This is a genomic window from Phyllobacterium sp. 628 (assembly GCF_014189505.1).
Classification (GTDB): domain Bacteria; phylum Pseudomonadota; class Alphaproteobacteria; order Rhizobiales; family Rhizobiaceae; genus Phyllobacterium.
Genome location: NZ_CP050301.1, coordinates 2,507,909 through 2,527,399, shown reverse-complemented (window position 1 = coordinate 2,527,399; position 19,491 = coordinate 2,507,909). Strand labels below are relative to the sequence as shown.

Sequence of the window (19,491 nt, the reverse complement as noted above, 5' to 3'; positions counted from 1 at the left end):
GTGTGGTCTCCATGAAACCATCACGCGATATCACCCGCCTCCTTGAGATCATGACAGCGCTGCGCACGCCGGTCACCGGCTGTCCCTGGGATCTGGAGCAGGATTTCAAATCCATTGCGCCCTATACGCTGGAAGAGGCGTTCGAGGTGATCGATGCCATCGAACGCGACGATATTGATGATTTGCGCGAGGAACTCGGCGATCTCCTGTTGCAGGTGGTCTTTCATGCCCGCATGGCTGAAGAGATGCAGGCGTTTGATTTCGGCGATGTGGTTCAGGCCATCACCCACAAGATGATCCGCCGGCACCCGCATGTATTTGGGGATGAATCCGCGCGCGGCGCCGGCATGGCCAAGGGGATGTGGGACAAGATCAAAGCCGAGGAAAAAGCGGAGCGGCGCGAACGCCGCGCGACAGTCAATCCCGGCACTGTCGAGTCGACCGGCTTTCTCGATGATATTCCGCACGGTTTTCCCGCCTTGATGCGCGCATTGAAGCTGCAGCAGAAGGCAGCGAAGGTCGGGTTTGACTGGTCAGAGGCGGCTCCGATCCTCGACAAGATCGAGGAGGAGATCGGCGAGCTGAAGCAGGCCATTGCCAATGGTGATCAGGAAAATACCGAGGAAGAATATGGCGACCTGCTCTTTGCCATGGTCAATCTCGGCCGCCATCTCAAGCTCGAACCGGAAAGTGCCCTGCGCGGAACCAATGAGAAATTCCGTTCGCGTTTCCACTACATCGAACGCAAGTTAAGCGAGCAGAAACAAACGCTTGATGCCGCTACGCTCGATGAAATGGAAGCATTGTGGCAGGAAGCAAAGACTGCCAAATAACGCGCTATCCGCGCGCAGGTCAGATGCGGGCGGACGAATGATCGATGAACAGCTGATGTCCGGGCTTGCATGCGATAATGGAGGTGCCGGACTCATCCGTTTTCTGCACTTTCACACCCTCGAAGTCAGGGATGATAATCTTCGCACCGGCATGTAACAATTCTTCGCCACCAATGCCAACACAGTAAGCACCGGCAGCAACCGCCGACGTGACGCCACTGATGGCGTCCTCGAAGACCACCGTCCTTGAGGCGGAAATGCCCAGCCGCTCCGCTGCCAGAAGGTAAGGATCGGGATAGGGCTTTCCGCGTACGAAATCATCGCGGTGAACGATCACCGAGAAAAACGACTGGGCGTCCAGCAAATCAAGCACGCGATCGATTTTATATTGCCATCCGCTTGTGACGAGGCCGATCGTGACTCCGGCCGCGTGGAGGCGGGCAATCGTCTGTTCAACACCCGGAATTGGCGCGTAATCTGCGGTGTTCTCCACATGGATAACGTGTGCCTGGACTTTTTCCTGGTCAGAACGCGGGAGGTCATGGAACAGCGTACGGATCGTATGCGGTCCAGGCTGACCGTGGATGTGGTGGTGAATATCATCCTCGGTGATTTTGCGCTCATAGAGCTGAGCAGCCTCACGCCATGCACGCTCGATGACTGCTCTGGAGTCAACCAGAACACCGTCCATGTCGAACAAAACCGCCGATACTCTTACCGGAGCTTCATTCATCTCATCCTCATTGATAACGGGTTTAACTGTTGTTCCGGCGCAGCAATTTCTCGTCGAGGCTGGCGTGGGATGCGATGGTCATGTCCATGGTCAATGACACCGATCCGTCATCCAGATCCTTGCGCTTTACATTGCTGGAGTGCTGGTAGACCCAGTCCATCAGCCGCATCTGGTCGGGCCGCAGGGTAATTTTGACATGCTCAAGCTTGCCGGCAATGCGGTTTTCGATTTCCTTGAGCAGGGTTTCAACGCCCTCACCCGTGATCGCAGAAACCGGGATCGGATGCTCGTTGCCTTTAACAGCTGCGCTCAGGCGCTGTGCGGACTCACGACCTGCTTCATCCAGCTTGTCGACCTTGTTCCAAACTTCGAGAATGCGCTTTGCATCGCCCCGTTCAATGCCAAGACTGGTCATGATGGCGTGCACGTCTTCGGATTGCGCAGCGGTATCCGGATCCGAAATATCGCGGATATGCAGGATCAGGTCGGCTTCAACAACCTCTTCCAGCGTCGCCCGGAAGGCAGCAACCAGATGCGTCGGCAGGTTGGAGATGAAACCAACCGTATCGGACAGGATGATTGTCTCGCCGTGTTCCAGCCGGATACGGCGCAAAGTCGGATCAAGTGTCGCAAAGAGCATGTCCTCGGCCACGACCCCTGCTCCGGTCAGCCGGTTGAACAGCGTTGACTTGCCCGCATTGGTATAGCCGACGAGCGCGACGACCGGATGCGGCACCTTTTTGCGCTGGCTGCGATGCAATGTGCGGGTACGCACGACTGTTTCCAGTTCGCGCTTGATACGCAGGATTTTTTCCTGCAAGGCGCGTCTGTCGGCCTCGATCTGTGTTTCACCGGGACCGCCGAGAAAGCCGCCGCCGCCGCGCTGCCGTTCAAGGTGGGTCCAGCTGCGGACGAGACGGCCCTTCTGATAGGTAAGATGCGCCAGCTCAACCTGCAGCGCGCCTTCCTTCGTCTGGGCCCGCCGCCCGAAAATCTCAAGAATGAGTCCGGTCCGATCCAGAACCTTGGCATTCCAGGCTTTTTCCAGATTGCGTTGTTGCACAGGTGTCAATGAATGATCGACGATCACCAGTTCTGCGTGGGATGCCTCGATGATCTCGTGAATGGTTTCGACCTTGCCGGTGCCCAGAAGCGTTGCAGGACGCGGCTTGGAGACCTGCACGATATCGGAATGCACGATCTCAAGATCGATAGCCCGGGCCAGCCCTTCGGCTTCTTCCAGCCGTGCATCGTCGCTGCGCTGAAATTCGGGCTGATGCTTCATCCGCCCGTGGTCGTCACCCTTGCCGCCGTCATTAAAACGTGTCGGGAGAACAGGCACAATGACAATTGCGCGCGTGGGTTCTCTGGCGGTCTCACCGTTATCGGCAATACCGCCAGGATTCTGAGCGTTGTTACGCCTTGTCTCGTTGGTCAAATGTTATCTCAGTCGCTGTCTTCGGCCTCAGCTTCGAACATCTGTACAGGCTGGCTCGGCATGATAGTCGAGATGGCGTGTTTGTAAACGAGCTGGGAATGGCCGTCGCGGCGCAACAGCACGCAGAAATTGTCGAACGAGGTGACAATACCGGTCAGTTTGACGCCGTTAATGAGGAAAATTGTCAGAGAAATCTTCTGTTTTCTGACGGAGTTCAGAAAAAGATCCTGAAGATTCTGCGATCGTTCAGCCATTGTTTTTGTCCTTTTATGCGATCAGCAAACGTGTCTCATACAAAATTCGGCAACGGGAGCAGAAAGTTCTACTCCTGCAGGAGGTGAAAAATAGCTTCTGTTAGTCCCCTCATACTCCGGTTAACAGGATGGCGTTTTTTCCGCAATGTCAAAAAACGCTTCCCGCAACGAAAGTGTGATCGTCCCCGGGTGTCCATTTGCCACCGATTCGCCGTCAATCGCAACGATTGGCATGATCACTGTTGTTGCAGCGCTCATGAATACCTCGCGCGCTTTCTTGGCCTCATTGACTGAAAATCCGCGTTCTTCGATTTTCAATCCCAGCTTTTTGGCCACGTCGAAGATGGTTGTGCGGGTAATTCCACGCAAAATGCCGGTTTCTGCTGGCCGCGTGACCAAAACACCGTCCATGGTAACGATCCACGCATTTGTGGCCGCGCCCTCTTTAACAGTGCCGTCAGGGTCGACAAACCAGGCTTCCTGAGCGCCCTGCTCTTTGGCCTGCTGGCGGGCCATAACATTTGGTAAAAGCCCGACAGATTTGATGTCCACACGCTCCCAGCGGTTCTCTGGAACGGTAATGACACTGATGCCTTTTGCGGCGCGGGCAGCCGATACGGCCGGATCTGTGCGTTTGGCGGTGATGACAATCGACGGCGGCGTATCGGCCGAGGGAAATACGTGATCACGCTTGGCAACGCCGCGTGTAACCTGCAGATAGACCATGCCGTTATGGACGCGATTGCGCCTGACAACTTCGACGATGACGCGCAGAAGTGCCTGGCGGTTCATCGGCCAAGCGATCTTCAACTCAGACAGGGAGCGGCCGAGCCGGTCCAAATGGCGCGTCATATCCATGATATTGCCGCGCGCAATTTCACAAACCTCGTAGACGCCATCGGCAAATTGATAGCCACGGTCCTCAATATGCACGGTAGCATCGGAGTGCCTGACATACTGGCCGTTCACATAGGCGATGCGGGACATCGTTGGAACTCCTTATTCGAACTTGCCGAAGACGATGCGCATGGGTGTCGGCAGGTCTACGCGTTTGCCGGTGTCTTCAAGTGCTCCGGTTTCGACATCGCGCTTGAACACGGCAATGCCGCCACCCTTCTGGTTGGCAACGAGCATGAATTTGCCGGACGGATCGATGACAAAGTTGCGTGGCCCAAGCCCCTGTGACGGTGTCCAGCCGATCAGCGAAATACCACCGTCTTCAGCAATGGCATAGCTGACAATGCTGTTGTGTCCGCGATTGGAACCGTAGAGGAAGCGCCCGTCTGAACTGACGGCGATCTCGGCGCAGGTATTTGTATCCTCAAAATCAGCGGGAATGGACGGCAGCGTTTGTCCGAGTATCAGTTCAGAATTTGCCGCGTTATAATGCAGAACTGAAACAGTGCTGTTCAATTCGTTGATTACATAGGCAATTGTCCCATTTGGATGGAATGTGAGATGGCGTGGCCCAGCTCCCTCCGGCAATTGTGTGAACGGCGTTGCCGCCAGCTCAAGTCTACCGCCCTTGCCCGGAACCTTATAGGCCAGAATGCGATCCAGCCCGAGGTCACAGACAAAAACCGTGCGATTATCCGGGCTGACAACCGCGCAATGGCCATGCTGTCGCTTGTCGGTTGGCAGAATTGCGTTCTTGCCCTCATGGATAGCAGCGGCAAAAGCTGGCTCCAGCCCGCCATCGGCGCGGATGGCAAAAGCGGCAACGGCATTGCCCGGACGTGCGCCGAGATCAGAAACCGTATAGTTCGAGGCAAAAATGGTCTCGCCTGTCTGGTCAAAGCCGAGATGGCAGGTTGTATTCCCAAGGGTTGGCTGCATGTTGATATAGGACAGCGCACCCGTCTCCGGATCGATATCGAACGCAATGGCCATGCCTTCATTCCATGCGGGTATTTCCACCGCCGCATAGAGACGTTTGCGCTGCTGGTCGATGGCAATATAGCCCGGATTGTCGATCGCCAGATATTCGCTGACGAGGGTCAAGTCACCGGTTTTGTCATTGAATTCGAAGACGCTGATTCCCTTCCCTTTATCCGGCAAGGCGTTGCGATTCAGGTTGCCGACAAAAGCGTAAGTCTTTGACATTGTTGATCTCATAAGCTGGGGGCTGTGAGATGGAGGATTTCTCCATCAAAAGGAATAAGCAGTCTATGCCTGTCGATATTCTGTGTCTGCGCATAGGCTATCAGATCGTCGCGGGTGACTGTTGCGTGGTCAAGCGCTTCCATGTGCGTGGCGATGACTTTTGATTTGGGTGGAGCAATACGGCAGACCTCTGCGGTCTGCTCCGCATCCATGACAATCAGCACGCCGTCCCATTTGGCGCCACAGGAGTGAGTGACGATTATATCGGGCTGGGTTGTCTTGATGGTCTCGATGACCGGGGGATAGAGGATCGTGTCCCCGGTCCAGTATATCGATGGTTCGTTCTCTGCCTCGATGGTGAACCCCATGGCATTTCCCATGAGGCCGAGCACAGTACCACTGCCATGGTTACCGTCCCGCCAGGTCAAACGAATGTTCTTCCATGTCAGTTCATCCGTCAGCGGCGTCACGTCGGTAAAGCCGAACGCGCGGATCTTGTCCTCGTCGCCCGGCTGGCAGATCAGCGGTAGGTTCTTTGGGGTCAGTTCCTGCGCTACAGGGTCAAAATGGTCCGCATGGAGGTGCGAAATTAGCACAAGTTCGACCCCGTCAAGAATTTCGTCGGTTAAAACCGGAAGGTCAGTCATTGGATTAGGGGAACGGCCGGTGAAAGAAGGACGGCTGTGCTTGGGCGCAAAAAACGGATCGATCAGAATGGTCGAGCCGGCATAATCGAGTTTCAGCGTCGCATTTCTAAGGAGTTGCATTTTCATAATTGTATCTGGCTTTCTGCGGATCAGAAGAATTCAAGGCTGACACGGAACATCTGCTCAACCTGCTTTACGGCTTCAGCAGTGGCAAAAATCACCACACGGTCCTGCGGTTTGATGCGGACTGCGCCATCTGGCCGGATCACCTCGCCCTTGCGGTAAATGGCGCCGATGCGCAATCCATCGGGTAATTCGAGATCACGCAGCGGCGCGCCGACGAGTGGGGACGTCTCAAGCGCTTCCGCCTCAATGATCTCGGCCCGGCCCTTCTGCACGCTGTGCACGGCACGGATACGGCCACGGCGCACATGCTGCAACACACGCGAAACGGTGACGCTGCGGGGGCTGATATGAGCATCGATACCGAGCGATTTGCTCAGGTCCAGATAGTCGGGATTGTTGATCAGCACGAGGCTGGACTTGCAGCCAAGCCGCTTGGCCATAACAGCGGCCAGCATATTCACCTGATCATCATTGGTCAGGGCAACCAGCAAGTCAGCATCCTGAATTTCCGCCTCGTAGAGCAGCTTTTGATCAAGTGCGCTGCCATTCAGCACCATGGACCGCCGCAGCCCGTCGGCGATCACATTGGCCCGCGCCAGATTGGGTTCAATCAGTTTGACCTTGATCTTCAACTGCTTGGTTTCAATGGTCTGGGCGACGTAGAGACCAACATTGCCGCCACCGGCTATGATGATGCGTGTTGCTTCCGGTTCTTCATGGCCGAACAGAGCCAGTGTGCGGCGCACCTGTGATTTCGTGGTCGCGACATAGGCAATGTCCCCCGCCAAAAGTTGGTCCGCCGAGCGAGGAATGAACAGTTTGTCATTGCGGATAATCGCCATCACTGTCGACGGCAGATCGGGAAAGAGTTCGCTCAGCTGGATCAGCGGCGTGTTGATGACCGGACAATCTTCCAGGCATTCAATCGCCATGACCACAATGTTCTCATCGGCAAAGCGCACGACGTCGCTCACCCCCGGCAGCGCGATGCGCCGCAGCACCATGTCACCCACTTCAAGTTCGGGCGAAATGATGACGTCGATCGGCATGTGATCGCGCGAGAAGAGGTCCTGGTAGTGCGGCTGCAGATAGGCCTGCGCCCGGATACGTGCAATCTTGGTCGGCACATTGAACAATGCGTGAGCAACCTCGCAGGCGACGATATTGACCTCGTCGTAGAGCGTTGCGGCAATGATCATGTCTGCCTGTTCAGCGCCCGCTGCCGCAAGAACATCCGGGTGTGCGCCATGCCCGACGAAACCGCGCACATCAAGTGTGTCGCGTATCACCTGAATAAGTTCGGCCGATGTATCGATGACCGAAATATCATTGCCTTCAGCCGCCAGCCGTTCGGCGATACCGTAACCAACCTGTCCTGCGCCGCAAATGATGACCCGCATCAGGCTGACATGCTTTCAGGAATTACGGCCATCGCTTCCACTTCGATCAGCACATCCGGATTAAACAGCGCTGCAACGCCGATCAGGCTGCTGGCTGGCGGCTGCTCCGTGTTGACCCAACGATCCCGCACAGCGCGGATATCGGGCAGCATACTCTGGTCGAGATCGCAGACATAATAGGTCAGGCTGATAAGACCGTTAAAGTCAGTGCCGGCTGCCTTCAGCGTTTCGCCAATATTGGCAAAGACCTGATCAAGCTGCTCGGCAATACCGCCCGGCACAACCTTGCCTTCCGAATCGAAAGGCACATGACCCGACAGGACAAGCAACTTGCCGCTTTCGACCAGCATGGCCTGCGAAAGACCCGGAATACGGGGGCCGGATGGATTGATTGGGCGCAGCATTCCTCACTCCCATGATGAAGGACCATTGCCGGAGAGCAAAGGCTGGCAACTTTCCCGCAAAACCTGCGGAGCCGCAACCAAATACTGCTGCACAGCACGTATTTGGTCGCGACTTTCCCTTGGTTAAACGCCGAGGGATTTCAACTTGCGGTGTAGTGCGGAGCGTTCCATGCCGACAAATTCCGCAGTCCGGGAAATGTTGCCGCCAAAGCGGTTGATCTGCGCAATGAGATATTCCTTCTCGAAGCGCTCACGTGCCTCCCGCAGCGGCAAGGCCATGATGTGCTGATCGGATTCTGTTGGCGCCTTCGGCAAGGTATCGCCGATTTCCGCAGGCAGCAGATCCGCAGTGATAACCGCTTCAGGATCATCGCCACGCGCCAGAATGATGAGCCGCTCAATGTTGTTGCGCAACTGACGGATATTGCCCGGCCAGGAATGCGATTGCAGCACCGCCATGGCATCAGGACCAATTTTACGCGGTTTGATGCCTGCCTGATCGGCAATCTGCGTCATGAAGAACTCAACGAGTGCCGGGATATCGTCGCGCCGGTCCGCCAAGGGCGGCACGATAACGGGAACAACGGCCAACCGGTGGAACAGGTCTTCACGGAAACGGCCTTCGGCAATCATAGCCTCAAGGTTCTGGGCGGTGGAGGAAATGATGCGCACATCCACCTTGATCCGCTTGGTGCCTCCAACCCGTTCAAACTGCTGATCGACCAGAACACGCAGGATCTTGTTCTGCGTTTCGCGTGGCATATCGGCAATTTCATTGAGATAAAGTATGCCGCCATGCGCTTCTTCCAGTGCGCCAACCTTGCGCTCGCCGCCATCGGATTCAGTGCCGAAAAGCTCGACTTCCATCCGCTCCGGCGTGATGGTCGCGGCATTCAGATTGACGAACGGTCCTTTGGAACGGGCCGACAGCGCATGGATGGCACGCGCGGTGAGTTCCTTACCCGCACCGGATGGTCCGGTGATCATGATACGACTGTTGGTTGGCGCGACACGCTCGATGGTCTGGCGCAAATGGTTCATCGAAAGCGATGAACCGAGCAGTTCGAAGCTTTCGGTTGAACGCTTGCGCAGGTCAGAAACCTCGCGGCGCAGTTTCGACGTTTCCAGCGCCCGTTCGGCAATCAGGATCAAACGATCGGCTTTGAAGGGCTTTTCAATAAAGTCATAGGCGCCGCGCCGGATGGCGGAGACGGCGGTTTCGATGTTGCCGTGGCCGGAAATCATCACGACTGGAATATCGGGATGACGGCTCTTGATCTCGTCCAGCAAGGCAAGACCGTCAAGGCGGCTGCCCTGCATCCAGATATCCAGAAAAATCAGGCGTGGAATGCGATCATCGATCGCCGCCAGCGCGCTGTCCGCGTCGGACGCCACGCGTGTTTCGTGGCCTTCATCGCTCAATATTCCTGCAACAAGCTCGCGGATGTCGACTTCATCGTCGACGACAAGAATGTCAGATGCCATTTGAATTCACCTGTTTCGCCGATTGGTTGTTGTTTTCGGCTGTCTGTGTAGCGGTATGTACTGTTGGAAAGACCATGCGGATCATCGCACCACGACCCCCGTAGAAATCTTGCGGCGCGTCATGCAATTCAATTTGACCGTCATGTTCTTCAACAATCTTTTTGACAATTGCGAGGCCAAGGCCGGTGCCTTTTTCGCGTGTGGTCATATAGGGTTCGAGCAAACGCTGCCGGTGTTCGCGTGGCAGGCCTTTGCCATTGTCGGTAATTTCAACAATGAGAGAGTCTTCGTCCTGCCGAGACCGGACGCGGATATGCCCCTCGCCCAATCCTTCTTTAACAACGGATTCTATTGCTTCCGCTGCATTCTTGATGACGTTTCCAAAGGCTTGACCGATAAGGCGGACGTCAAACTGTCCGATAAGCGGGACATTGCCAAAGTCGCGTTCGAAGCGGATATCGCTGCGGCTGACTTCCACAAGAAACGAGGCTTCCCGCAGCGCTTCGCGCAGGTCCACCGCCTTGATTTCCGGCTTTGGCATGCGGGCAAAGGATGAAAACTCGTCAACCATGCGGCCGATATCGCCAACCTGCCGGATGATGGTTTCCGTACATTGGTCAAAGACCTCACGATCCTCGGTGATCACCTTGCCATAGCGGCGGCGAATGCGCTCGGCGGCAAGCTGGATTGGTGTCAGCGGGTTCTTGATTTCGTGGGCGATACGCCGTGCCACATCGGCCCAAGCCGATGAGCGCTGTGCCTCGACCAGATCGGTAATGTCATCGATTGTCACCACGTAGGAGTGATCGATCAGGTCGGCATCTTCGACGGTGATTTGAACATTGAACGTGCGCGCACTGCCGCGGCGCGACATGGAAACCTGCTCGCGGTATACGGATCGGCCCGTGGCGTGGGCGACTTCGAAGACGAGCCCAATTTCCGGAACAAGCGCCGTCAGGTTCTTGCCCACCGCCGTCAGGGGATCAAGCTCGAACATGGTTTCAGCGGAACGGTTCATAATGCCGATCGCGCCATCGCCGTTCACGCTGATTACGCCGGCAGTCACGCCGGACAGCACAGCTTCGGAAAAGCGCCGCCGTTCATCGATCTGATCCTTCGCCGCGACAAGATCGTGGCGCTGTGTTCCCAGCTGACGCACCATCGTATTGAAAGTCTGCGATAAAGAACCGACATCGCCGTCGGACCGGCGGACCGGCACGGCAACATCAAGATTGCCGGTTGCGACATCGTCCGCAGCGCCGATCAACAGGCGAATGGGGCGCACCAGCCTGTCTGCCACGGCAATGCCGGTCCAGATGGCGGAGAGCAGCAGCGTCAAGGTCAAGCCGAAATACAAAAGCGCAAACAGGATCTGGGTGCTGAAACCATTGGCAACAGGCTTTTGTGACTCCGGCGTGTTGGCCTCCATCGCGCGCATGGAATTGAGAATGTCACCATCCACAGGACGTACCGTATAGAGGAACATATCCGGTATTTCCTGCAGCTTGATCACTGCACTCAAAAGATTGGTCTGTTCCGGCGGTATCAAAACCGGCTTCCCATCCTCGGCAGTGTTGAGGATCGATTTGGCGACCGCAGGAATGGTTATCGTCGTGGGGATATTGGCGCGCACGGCCGTATCGCCATTTGACCGGATAAGGGACGCGGCAATCAATCCGCGCCCCAATGCCTGTTGCGTCAGGAAGCGGGTGAAATTGCTGCGATCAAGATTATACAGGCTGCGTTGCGAATCGACGTCGCTCACCATCTCCAGAGTTGTGCCCTGAAGATTGCGGGCGCTCTCCTGAATATAGGAATTGGCGAGACTGATGGATGAATTGACAATTGTCGTGGTCCGCATCTCGAACCAGCGGTCGAGCCCGAGGTCAAGCGTTACCGATGCCACAATGGCAACAAGCATTGCCGGAACCGCCGCCACGAGCGAGAACAGCACAACCAGACGCACATGCAGGCGCGCCGCAGCCTTGCCTCGATTTCTGGCCTGGCTGATCCGGTAAATTTCGCGGCCAATCAATATGATCAGTGCGAGAATCAGTATCGCATTGATACCGGTCAAGAAAAACGTGACCCGACTTTCTGGGTGAACCGGCGTCATTCCTGTGAGAACGAAAAATGTGACGCCTGTTGTCAGCAATGCCAGAATAACGGTCACAATTCCGATGCGGGAATAAAAGCGCTGTGTGTTGCCGCTTGACGCGGTGCCCACAGAACCCCCGAACAGATTGACCGAATTTGATAAGAGCATCGCTTATGTCATCCCAACCACGTTGCACTCATGCAACACATTGTGGCGGAAATGCAACGCCCCCTCCTCGAAAATTGTGCGTAAGTGATTCACTAGCTCAATTCTGACGCTGCGACCCCATCGGCCTTGTCCTGAACATCGACGCGGATAATCTTTCCATTCTCATTGAAAATGATGGTTTCGGACCGGAGCGTCTGGATATCTCACCTGTTTCAAAGTGTGTTGCCGTGAGCCTCCAAAGCGAACGGGCGGCATGGGATGATAGGGATTCGATCAGGTCATCTTCGGCAACCTGATCGGAAAACACCGAGAAATATTTCCGAAAGGCCGCCATTATCGATTCTCTACCGGCGATCTCGCCGATGCCGTTTGAAACATACAGCGCATCTGGCGCGAACCAGCCGCTGATGACATCGAAATCAAACTGGTTGATGGCCTCGTGGTAGCGCCGGACCGCCTCAACGGGATTAAATAATGTATCTGCTTCCTTCATGATTTGACGGATTGGTCCTTGTATCGAATTACCGGATTGTGCCCGTCAAACTTAAAGGACTCAATCGGAAGCGCACAAGCTTCAACAGCGACATTCTGACAGCTGTTCACCAAGAGGTGTGCCCCAATCGCCATTGGAGGCCGACTTGGCCCACGGAACTGCCTTCAACACCATAAGAAATACGGATAGTACCGCAACCGCAATTCCCTGTGCCATGGAAACCCTCTCCAATTCACGTTTCCGGAGCTTAGCTATGGGTGGAACGGCATGGCAACGGGAAATCCATCGTCCTGCACGTTGTCTTGCGATAGTTTTGGCGGGACAAAATCAAATAGGCCGCGCCGGTTTTTACGGCACGGCCTATGACTGATTGCGCGGGCTTTTACGACGCTTTCGCTTCCTCTACGCCATAGCCGAGAATAGGCTCCCGTTCGGCGAGCAAGGCGCGGGCATTGTCAACTGCTGCCCCCCAATAGGCAAAGGGATAACAAGCTTTTACTGCCTTGGCATTCTGCGATGTGAATTGCAGCACGCCGGGTTCGAGGAATACATTTCTGTTGCCAAGATCAAGATAAGTCTCGGCCTGTGCCCCCTCCGCCCAAATCACATCATGTTCTTCGAGTTCGACGTGGAAATAATCGATCGGGTTGAGGATAATAGGTTGAGTAACAGTCGTGCCATTGATCAGGAGCTTGGCGGGCACAAGTGCCCCGTCAATGAACATGCAATGGTCAGGTGAAACGAACAGATCGCGATGCGGCGTATTCTCCGCGATTGCTCCGGCTTGGAAACGGACCGGCAGTTCATCGCGGGGTTTGTCCATTGCCTTTGGATCAAGCGTCCTGCTGCCGATCCATTTCACCGCCACGGCTCCATGGTTCAAACTGAGTACAAGATCACCTTCCCTCAGATATTCCACGGGGACCTCGCCAGCAGGCGTTGCGATCATTGTACCGCGCAGGAAGCATGGTGTGAGGAATGTCAAAGTATCAGTGGTATTGTTATAGGAATATGTTGCCCCAGGAGGAATGGCATAGGAAACGCTTCCGAGCCCCAGAAGTCCGACGCCGTTGAATGTAATCGTGTCGTTGACCCTAGTGACGCTGCTTGCGCCGACGACAGTAACCTGATCGCCGTTTTGTACATTGACGATGGTTGGAACCAGGCTGAGGGGCAGTGCCAATACGGTGGACGGCGAATAGGTGAAATGCCCCGTTCCTGCAGCGTTGGCAAAATCCACGATTGCTGTTTGCAGAACTTCAACGCTGATAGCGGCCGCATTGATCGTCAGGGAGCTGCCTGCGCCAATCTGGTAGTTGAATGTGGAGCCGGCACCGATAGAAGCAAGTTGAGCGCTGACAGTCAGGTTGGCGCCATTGACAACCTGCAACGTCGTCGATGAAAGACCACTGACGCCTGCAAAAGATGTAATATCCACATTGACGCCGTCAACGATAAGCGTGGCGTTTGAAACCAGACCAAGGCTTACGGTGTCACCCGAACTGGCATTGGTGGAATCTATGGTGGTGGTAGACCCATTCAAGAGTTGAACGTTTAAAAGAGCCATAGCTAATCCCTCTCTGTTAAGAGTTACGAGTTTGTTGTTTCGTCCCTAGAATTGGCTGGTTCAGAACTTGTAGTTCAGACCGATGCGTACGCTGTGGAAGTCAGACGTTGCCTCTGTCGACAATACGTCGTCACCGATCTTGCGGCTGCCCAAATTGATGTACTGATATTCAAGTTTGGCGGTCAGATGATCTGTGAATGCATGCTCAGCCCCTGCCCCGGCAGTCCAGCCCGCACGCGTCTTGCTGCTTTCGATGTCATTCACATCGTCAATGGAAACGGAGTATTTGACATTTCCGTAGGCCAAACCGCCCGTGCCATAGATCATGGTTCGATCAAACGCATAACCAAGACGGGGACGGACGGTGCCGAACCAGTTGATTTTGGAATGGGCATCGACTTCCGATCCCAAAAATGCCGTCGAGAGATCATCGTTGATGTCGCCGCCTTGAAAATCGGCTTCGAGACCCAGAACTATATTGTTGATCTGATAGTTGTAGCCGATTTGGGCGCCGCCAAGAAAACCGCTATTTTCCAGGTCACCGATACTACCGCGAAATATACCGCCGGTACGAAGACCAACACGATCATCACCGCCAAAACCATAGCCCGCATTCACACCGGCATAGAAACCTGTCCATGTAAACGAAGGTTCGGCAAGCAGTGGTTCCGGAGAAGCAGTATCTGCAACAGCATCCGCAGCATAAACTGTGGAGGGCGATAATAGACACAGGAACAACAATCCTGATAAAATTGATTTATTCATGACCCACCCTTTAGTATCAACAATCACTATTAGAAAAATACATAAAGAGAATCATATTGATAGAATTATATGAGTATTACTGATGAAAATAGAATCGTTATATGTAGCACAATGACCACAAATCGTATTGAAATATGAATCGAAATTTATAGTTCACAATTACATTCACAATATCGTGAATTATATATTTTGAGGTGTAAAATTATTCATTTACGTCATACATTGAATATGATCTTATTAGTTATATTAAGTTCATCGTGTGCATAACAATAGTTACGCGCATCTCTCTGTTAATTACTCTTAATAATACACTGGATTACATGCGTTATCGTAACGATACGCAGTGTTTATGGGATGATGGAGAGTGCATGTACGATAATTCTGGTGAATGTACTTTAAATTCTCTTTCGGGAAAGCAAAGAGAAGCTTGGCAATGGCCCGCTCATACACACAACCAGAATATCAACAGCTACAGGCATCACGGGCTTACGCTGCTGCAAACCTCGATCCTCCACGGTGAGACGATCGAAAGCCTTGAAGTTCTTTCGAATGGTGCCTCTTCCACATTGAGTTTCATTTTTATGCTCAAGGGGGCACTTGAGCTTGTTGATACGAAAAGCCGTAAAATTCAGATTGTTAAAGCTGGCACTGCGACGAAAGTTATCGACCATACGGATATCAAGGCACGGATACATCCCGGCAGCGCCTGGATCATTTACCGGGTCCCTCTACCGACGTTGCGCGTTCATTTCGAACGGTTAATGCGGCGGCCCTATATTCAGGACAGTGCTTTTGCCCCGCTCTATGAATTTCGTGCTGGTGGCGCAACCGCTCTCTACCAGACATTGTGCCACGTGAGCGAAGATCTTTCCTCAGCCACGCATTCGATGCGCGAGGCTTTTAACGGTGTGTACGAACGCCTGCTTCTGGCAAAGCTTGTTATGACGCGTCCAGATACTCCAGGCGCAACGAGCAAATCCGGGATCAAGCGGATAGCACCACGCTCGGTGACGCGGGCCGAGGCATTCATGCGCGCGAATATGCGCACCGCCATTACGCTGGATCAAATCGCCGATGCTGCCGGATGTAGTCCCCGCGCGCTTCAGCACGCGTTTAAGGAGCATTGGGATAAAACCCCGATGCAGCTTTTGTGCGAATACCGGCTATCGATGGCCTATGACGCTATTCTAGGCGGCAATGTCACCAGCATGGCTGATCTGGCATTTCAGCTTTGTTTTTCCAGCCCGAGCCGCTTCTCTTTACTCTACCGCAATGCCTATGGAACAAGTCCATCGGATATGATCCGCTTTCGCGACAAGCACATATAGGCAATTGGCCCTGAGGCAGTTTTATTGCCATCTCATGAAGGCAAGCGCGACGCCAAAACCTTGTCCACGCGGCGATGATCGAGATCAACCACTTCAAAACGCCAGTTTTCATACGCAATGGCTTCGCCCGTATGCGGAATTCTTTCAAGATGGTGGATCACAAACCCCGCAACGGTTTCATAATGCCGTGTTTCCGGTATCGAAATATCAAGCAGATCCGCCATTTCGTCGGCTGGCATCCAACCCGCCAGCAGCCATGATCCATCCTCGCGGCGAACGGCTTCGGGTTCAGCCTGATCCTCGTCGGAACGGAAAGCACCAGCAATCGCATCCAGAATATCAGCGGGCGTCAATAGACCTTCGAAGTGACCATATTCATCATGAACGAGCGCCATCGGCACATCGGCTTCCCGAAGTGCCTTGAGGGCATCCAATGCATCGAGAGTATCAGGTATCACCGGCGCGTTGCGGACATATTGCCGTATCGAAATGGCGGAACCCGAGAGCATGGGCTCGATCATATCTCTCAACATGACAACCCCGATAACATTGTCGCGGTCATCATCAAAGGCAGGAAGGCAGGCGTGGTTTGCCCCGATCAACTTCAACTTGATGGACGCAGTGTCTTCGTCGACACCGATCATCTCCACTTCCGTGCGCGGCGTCATAACGGCGCGAACACTGCGATCACCGAGGCGAATGACGCCCGAGATCATGGAGCGTTCGGCTTCTTCGATCACCCCTGTACTGCCGGCTTCCGCAACGATCGTCAGGATTTCCTCGTCGGTAATTGCACTTTGCGAGGCTGTCGAAATGCCGAGCAGCCTGAAGACGCCGCGCGTCGATGCATCGAGAAGCCACACGGCGGGTGCAGCGACCCGCGACAGAATATTCATCGGACGCGCAATAAAGCAGGCAATCCGCTCAGGGTTTTTCAGCGCCAAATGTTTGGGAACCAGTTCCCCGATAATAACCGAGAGATATGTGATGATGCCAATAATGAGGATATACCCGCCAATCTCGGCAATATCTGCCCGAACGCCAAAGGAAGCGAGAACTGCACTCATGCGGGAGCCAAGGGTTGCCCCGGAAAAGGCACCGGCAATAATGCCGACAAGTGTTATGCCAATCTGAACCGTTGACAGAAACTTGCCCGGATTCTGCGAAAGTGCAATTGCGGCGTGTGCACCGGCAATGCCGCGATCCGCAAGCATCTCAAGGCGCGCCTTTCTGGCCGAGACGACCGCAAGTTCGGAAAGCGCAAAAACACCATTGAGAACAATCAGGAATGCAACGACAAATAATTCAAACATCGGTCTTAAAAGCGCCTCTCGGACGGGATCATCATAAGTCAGAAAGATTATCCCCCTGACTCGCGGTAATCTATGACCTCGGTTGACTTAAACCAAGCATTTCATTTGGCCTAATCACGTTCTCTGCACGATGATGGCCCTTCGTGCACACGCCATATTATTGGCCTGATTTGGGCGTTCGTCGCTGTTTTAGAACATCTGGCCTGCCTACCCTTTTTAAAGCCCCTTCATCATCCAGCTGTTTTCCAGCGTAAAGGATCACAAACGTGCAAACAGCGAATGCCGATTATCGTCAGAAGCATATGGCGCTACGCACCCACGCGCTGGATTTCTGGATGGCCCGAGGCTCTGTCGTCGTTGTGGCGGCATTGCAATTGTTGCTGGTCAATGACTTTTCATGGGGCCCGCGTTGGCTTGCCCCTCTCGTCGAGCTGCTTTTGCTGGCGCCGCTCTCGGTGGCTACTGCATGGGTGCAGACACAGGCCAGTCAGGCAACGACGGAAGCGCATTTTCATCTTGTCAGCCGGTCCCGCAGGCTCATTCGACGCGCGGCTCTCGCCTTGACGGTACTGATTACGGTCATGAATTTTGTTGCTCTGTATTTTCTGGTCCAGGCATTGCTCGGCGGTCATGCCGGGTCGGCGCAAACCCTGCTGATCGATGCTGTGAATGTATGGGTCACCAATGTCATCGCGTTTACGCTGTGGTTCTGGAGCATCGATCGCGGCGGTCCGGCCAGTCGCGGGCTGTCTTCGAAACCCTATGGTGATTTCCTGTTTCCGCAAATGTCGATCCCTGACGAGCACTTCAAGGATTGGTCACCGGGGTTCATCGACTATCTCTACCTGTCCTTCACCAATGCGACGGCGTTTTCTCCCACCGACACAATGCCCCTATCGCCACGTGCAAAACTGTTGATGATTGCGGAATCAGGGCTGTCGCTTTTGACGATTGCTCTTGTCGCGGCCCGGGCGGTGAATATCCTCGCGTGAACAGGCCGCAGCGGAAAGATGCATGAACGAGACACGCATTCATCAAATTTTTCAGATCAGCATTCTATTCAAGGGTACACATGCGCTGATCGAATGCATTGGCGGTCTGCTGCTGGTTTTTATCAACACCGCACGTATCAGATCGCTCGTGGACACATTTACGCAGACGCGACTGGTCAATGACCCGGATGACTATATTGCCACTCATCTTATGAAAATGGCGGAGGGTTTCTCCGTCAGCAGTCAGCATTTCTACGCGTTCTACCTTCTGAGCCACAGACTGATCAAGGCGTTGCTGGTGATCGCCCTGCTGAAAAACAAACTCTGGGCCTATCCGCTCTCACTCTTCGTTCTCGGGCTGTTTATTGCTTATCAACTCTATCGTTACTCCTATACCCAGAGCAGCGTATTGCTCGTGCTGACTGTCTTCGATCTGTTCATCATGGTATTGATCTGGCACGAATATGGATTGGTTCGGCAGCGTAAAACTTTGAGTTGAGCGGCATGGTGACAAAAGCATTGATGATATTGGGCACTGTTGTCTGCCTGCTGCTGCTTCCACTTGCTGTCCTCTTTGTTGGCTTTTCGGTTATGGCAAGCGATGGCGGCGTCACCCGTGAAGCGTTGATATTTTTCTACACAATGTGCGGCTGGCCGGTCTGCGCCCTCGCCGGCCCGATCGGTGCATGGCTCACTTTTAAAAAGCTGGGTGCGTGGGCGCTTCTTTGGTTCATTCCGTGTCTGGCCTATGCCGTTGTAATTATCGGCTTAAACCTGATCGGTAGCTAGACAAGTCAACAACGAACGCAACCCGGCCACTGGCCGGGTGACAGATACGCATCACGTAATAAAGTCTGGCCTAAAGTTCGACGAAAGGCCGGAAGCCGCCATAGATCATACGCTTCCCGTCGAACGGCATATCCCATTTGTCCGGTGCCATGCGCGGATCGGTCATCACCTTCTTGTTGATCTCGTCGCGCTCTTCGCGGGAATTATAGACAATCCACGAGAACACAACGATCTCATCGTCCGTCGCCTGCACGGCACGCGGAAACGATGTGAGTTCGCCATAAGGCACATCGTCGCCAATGCACTCGACATAGGCAAGCGCGCCAAATTCTTTCCAGACATCGCCTGCTGCCCGGGCCATTGCCTTGTAGGCCTCAATCTTTTCCTTCGGCACTGCGAGTATGTAACCATCGACATAGGACATATCAGTCTCCTCTTTTCTTCCTCTGTTGAGTATAAGACGATTGAGGACATGCAGTTCCGACAGGCAGTCTGAAATTTTTTCACCAATGAAGATCAATACCCGCCTCCATGGGAAGCGGGTACTGCTCTCAA

The 19,491-nt window shown here is 54.1% G+C and carries 19 protein-coding genes and 1 pseudogene; 5 read left to right on the top strand and 15 right to left on the bottom strand.

Going from position 1 to position 19,491, the window contains the following annotated elements; genetic code table 11:
• Positions 1–11: 11 nt before the first annotated feature.
• Positions 12–833, top strand: coding sequence for a nucleoside triphosphate pyrophosphohydrolase (gene mazG, locus HB779_RS13950; RefSeq protein WP_188342959.1), 822 nt, complete (start codon positions 12–14; stop codon positions 831–833).
• A gap of 19 nt (positions 834–852) precedes the next feature.
• Here mazG and HB779_RS13945 read toward each other — a convergent pair whose 3' ends face one another.
• The 13 genes and pseudogenes from HB779_RS13945 to HB779_RS13885 form a co-directional block, all read right to left on the bottom strand.
• The gene (locus HB779_RS13945; protein ID WP_188342958.1) at positions 853–1,566 is read right to left on the bottom strand and encodes an HAD family phosphatase; all 714 of its coding nucleotides are present in this window, start codon (positions 1,564–1,566) and stop codon (positions 853–855) included.
• Between the two features lie 22 nt (positions 1,567–1,588).
• A complete protein-coding gene (gene hflX, locus HB779_RS13940) occupies positions 1,589–2,959 on the bottom strand; it encodes a GTPase HflX (protein ID WP_244642650.1) in 1,371 nt (456 codons plus the stop codon).
• A 53-nt stretch (positions 2,960–3,012) separates the two neighbouring features.
• Positions 3,013–3,258 carry an RNA chaperone Hfq gene (gene hfq, locus HB779_RS13935; RefSeq protein ID WP_091885912.1) on the bottom strand — a complete coding sequence of 82 codons (246 nt, stop codon included), beginning with the start codon at positions 3,256–3,258 and terminating at the stop codon, positions 3,013–3,015.
• 120 nt (positions 3,259–3,378) lie between these two features.
• Complete coding sequence (locus HB779_RS13930; RefSeq protein ID WP_188342956.1) at positions 3,379–4,245, bottom strand: D-amino-acid transaminase; 867 nt, start codon at positions 4,243–4,245, stop codon at positions 3,379–3,381.
• A gap of 12 nt (positions 4,246–4,257) precedes the next feature.
• Positions 4,258–5,361 carry a lactonase family protein gene (locus tag HB779_RS13925; RefSeq protein ID WP_188342955.1) on the bottom strand — a complete coding sequence of 368 codons (1,104 nt, stop codon included), beginning with the start codon at positions 5,359–5,361 and terminating at the stop codon, positions 4,258–4,260.
• Between the two features lie 8 nt (positions 5,362–5,369).
• Entirely contained in the window at positions 5,370–6,134 is a 765-nt protein-coding gene (locus HB779_RS13920) for an MBL fold metallo-hydrolase (protein WP_188342954.1), read from the bottom strand.
• Positions 6,135–6,157: 23 nt separating this feature from the next.
• Positions 6,158–7,534 (bottom strand): Trk system potassium transporter TrkA, encoded by a 1,377-nt coding sequence (trkA, locus tag HB779_RS13915; RefSeq protein ID WP_188342953.1) that lies wholly within the window; start codon positions 7,532–7,534, stop codon positions 6,158–6,160.
• The gene (locus tag HB779_RS13910) at positions 7,534–7,938 is read right to left on the bottom strand and encodes a RidA family protein (protein WP_188342952.1); all 405 of its coding nucleotides are present in this window, start codon (positions 7,936–7,938) and stop codon (positions 7,534–7,536) included. The genes trkA and HB779_RS13910 overlap by 1 nt, the downstream gene beginning before the upstream one ends.
• A gap of 123 nt (positions 7,939–8,061) precedes the next feature.
• Positions 8,062–9,423 (bottom strand): sigma-54 dependent transcriptional regulator, encoded by a 1,362-nt coding sequence (locus tag HB779_RS13905; RefSeq protein ID WP_188342951.1) that lies wholly within the window; start codon positions 9,421–9,423, stop codon positions 8,062–8,064.
• Entirely contained in the window at positions 9,413–11,689 is a 2,277-nt protein-coding gene (locus tag HB779_RS13900; protein ID WP_188342950.1) for a PAS domain-containing sensor histidine kinase, read from the bottom strand. Before HB779_RS13900 ends, HB779_RS13905 begins: the two co-directional genes overlap by 11 nt.
• Before the next feature lie 92 nt (positions 11,690–11,781).
• Positions 11,782–12,182 (bottom strand): annotated as a pseudogene (locus HB779_RS13895) (nuclear transport factor 2 family protein).
• A gap of 382 nt (positions 12,183–12,564) precedes the next feature.
• Entirely contained in the window at positions 12,565–13,749 is a 1,185-nt protein-coding gene (locus HB779_RS13890) for a Hint domain-containing protein (RefSeq protein ID WP_188342949.1), read from the bottom strand.
• 60 nt (positions 13,750–13,809) lie between these two features.
• Positions 13,810–14,514, bottom strand: coding sequence for an outer membrane protein (locus HB779_RS13885; protein WP_188342948.1), 705 nt, complete (start codon positions 14,512–14,514; stop codon positions 13,810–13,812).
• Between the two features lie 368 nt (positions 14,515–14,882).
• On the opposite strand from HB779_RS13885, the gene HB779_RS13880 reads away from it, so the two are divergent.
• Positions 14,883–15,842, top strand: a complete 960-nt coding sequence (locus tag HB779_RS13880) for a helix-turn-helix transcriptional regulator (RefSeq protein WP_188342947.1) — start codon at positions 14,883–14,885, stop codon at positions 15,840–15,842.
• A 32-nt stretch (positions 15,843–15,874) separates the two neighbouring features.
• Here the strand turns inward: HB779_RS13880 and HB779_RS13875 are convergent, their stop codons facing one another.
• Complete coding sequence (locus HB779_RS13875; RefSeq protein WP_188342946.1) at positions 15,875–17,155, bottom strand: hemolysin family protein; 1,281 nt, start codon at positions 17,153–17,155, stop codon at positions 15,875–15,877.
• Positions 17,156–17,421: 266 nt separating this feature from the next.
• Between HB779_RS13875 and HB779_RS13870 the strand changes: the two genes are divergently transcribed.
• From HB779_RS13870 to HB779_RS13860, 3 genes are read left to right on the top strand one after another with little or no spacing between them, the layout of a single operon-like run.
• Positions 17,422–18,147 carry a hypothetical protein gene (locus HB779_RS13870; protein ID WP_244642366.1) on the top strand — a complete coding sequence of 242 codons (726 nt, stop codon included), beginning with the start codon at positions 17,422–17,424 and terminating at the stop codon, positions 18,145–18,147.
• Between the two features lie 22 nt (positions 18,148–18,169).
• Positions 18,170–18,646, top strand: a complete 477-nt coding sequence (locus HB779_RS13865) for a DUF2127 domain-containing protein (protein ID WP_188342945.1) — start codon at positions 18,170–18,172, stop codon at positions 18,644–18,646.
• Positions 18,647–18,651: 5 nt separating this feature from the next.
• A complete protein-coding gene (locus HB779_RS13860; RefSeq protein WP_188342944.1) occupies positions 18,652–18,936 on the top strand; it encodes a hypothetical protein in 285 nt (94 codons plus the stop codon).
• A gap of 70 nt (positions 18,937–19,006) precedes the next feature.
• Here the strand turns inward: HB779_RS13860 and HB779_RS13855 are convergent, their stop codons facing one another.
• Positions 19,007–19,360, bottom strand: a complete 354-nt coding sequence (locus HB779_RS13855) for a DUF1428 domain-containing protein (protein WP_188342943.1) — start codon at positions 19,358–19,360, stop codon at positions 19,007–19,009.
• Between the last annotated feature and the right edge of the window lie 131 nt (positions 19,361–19,491).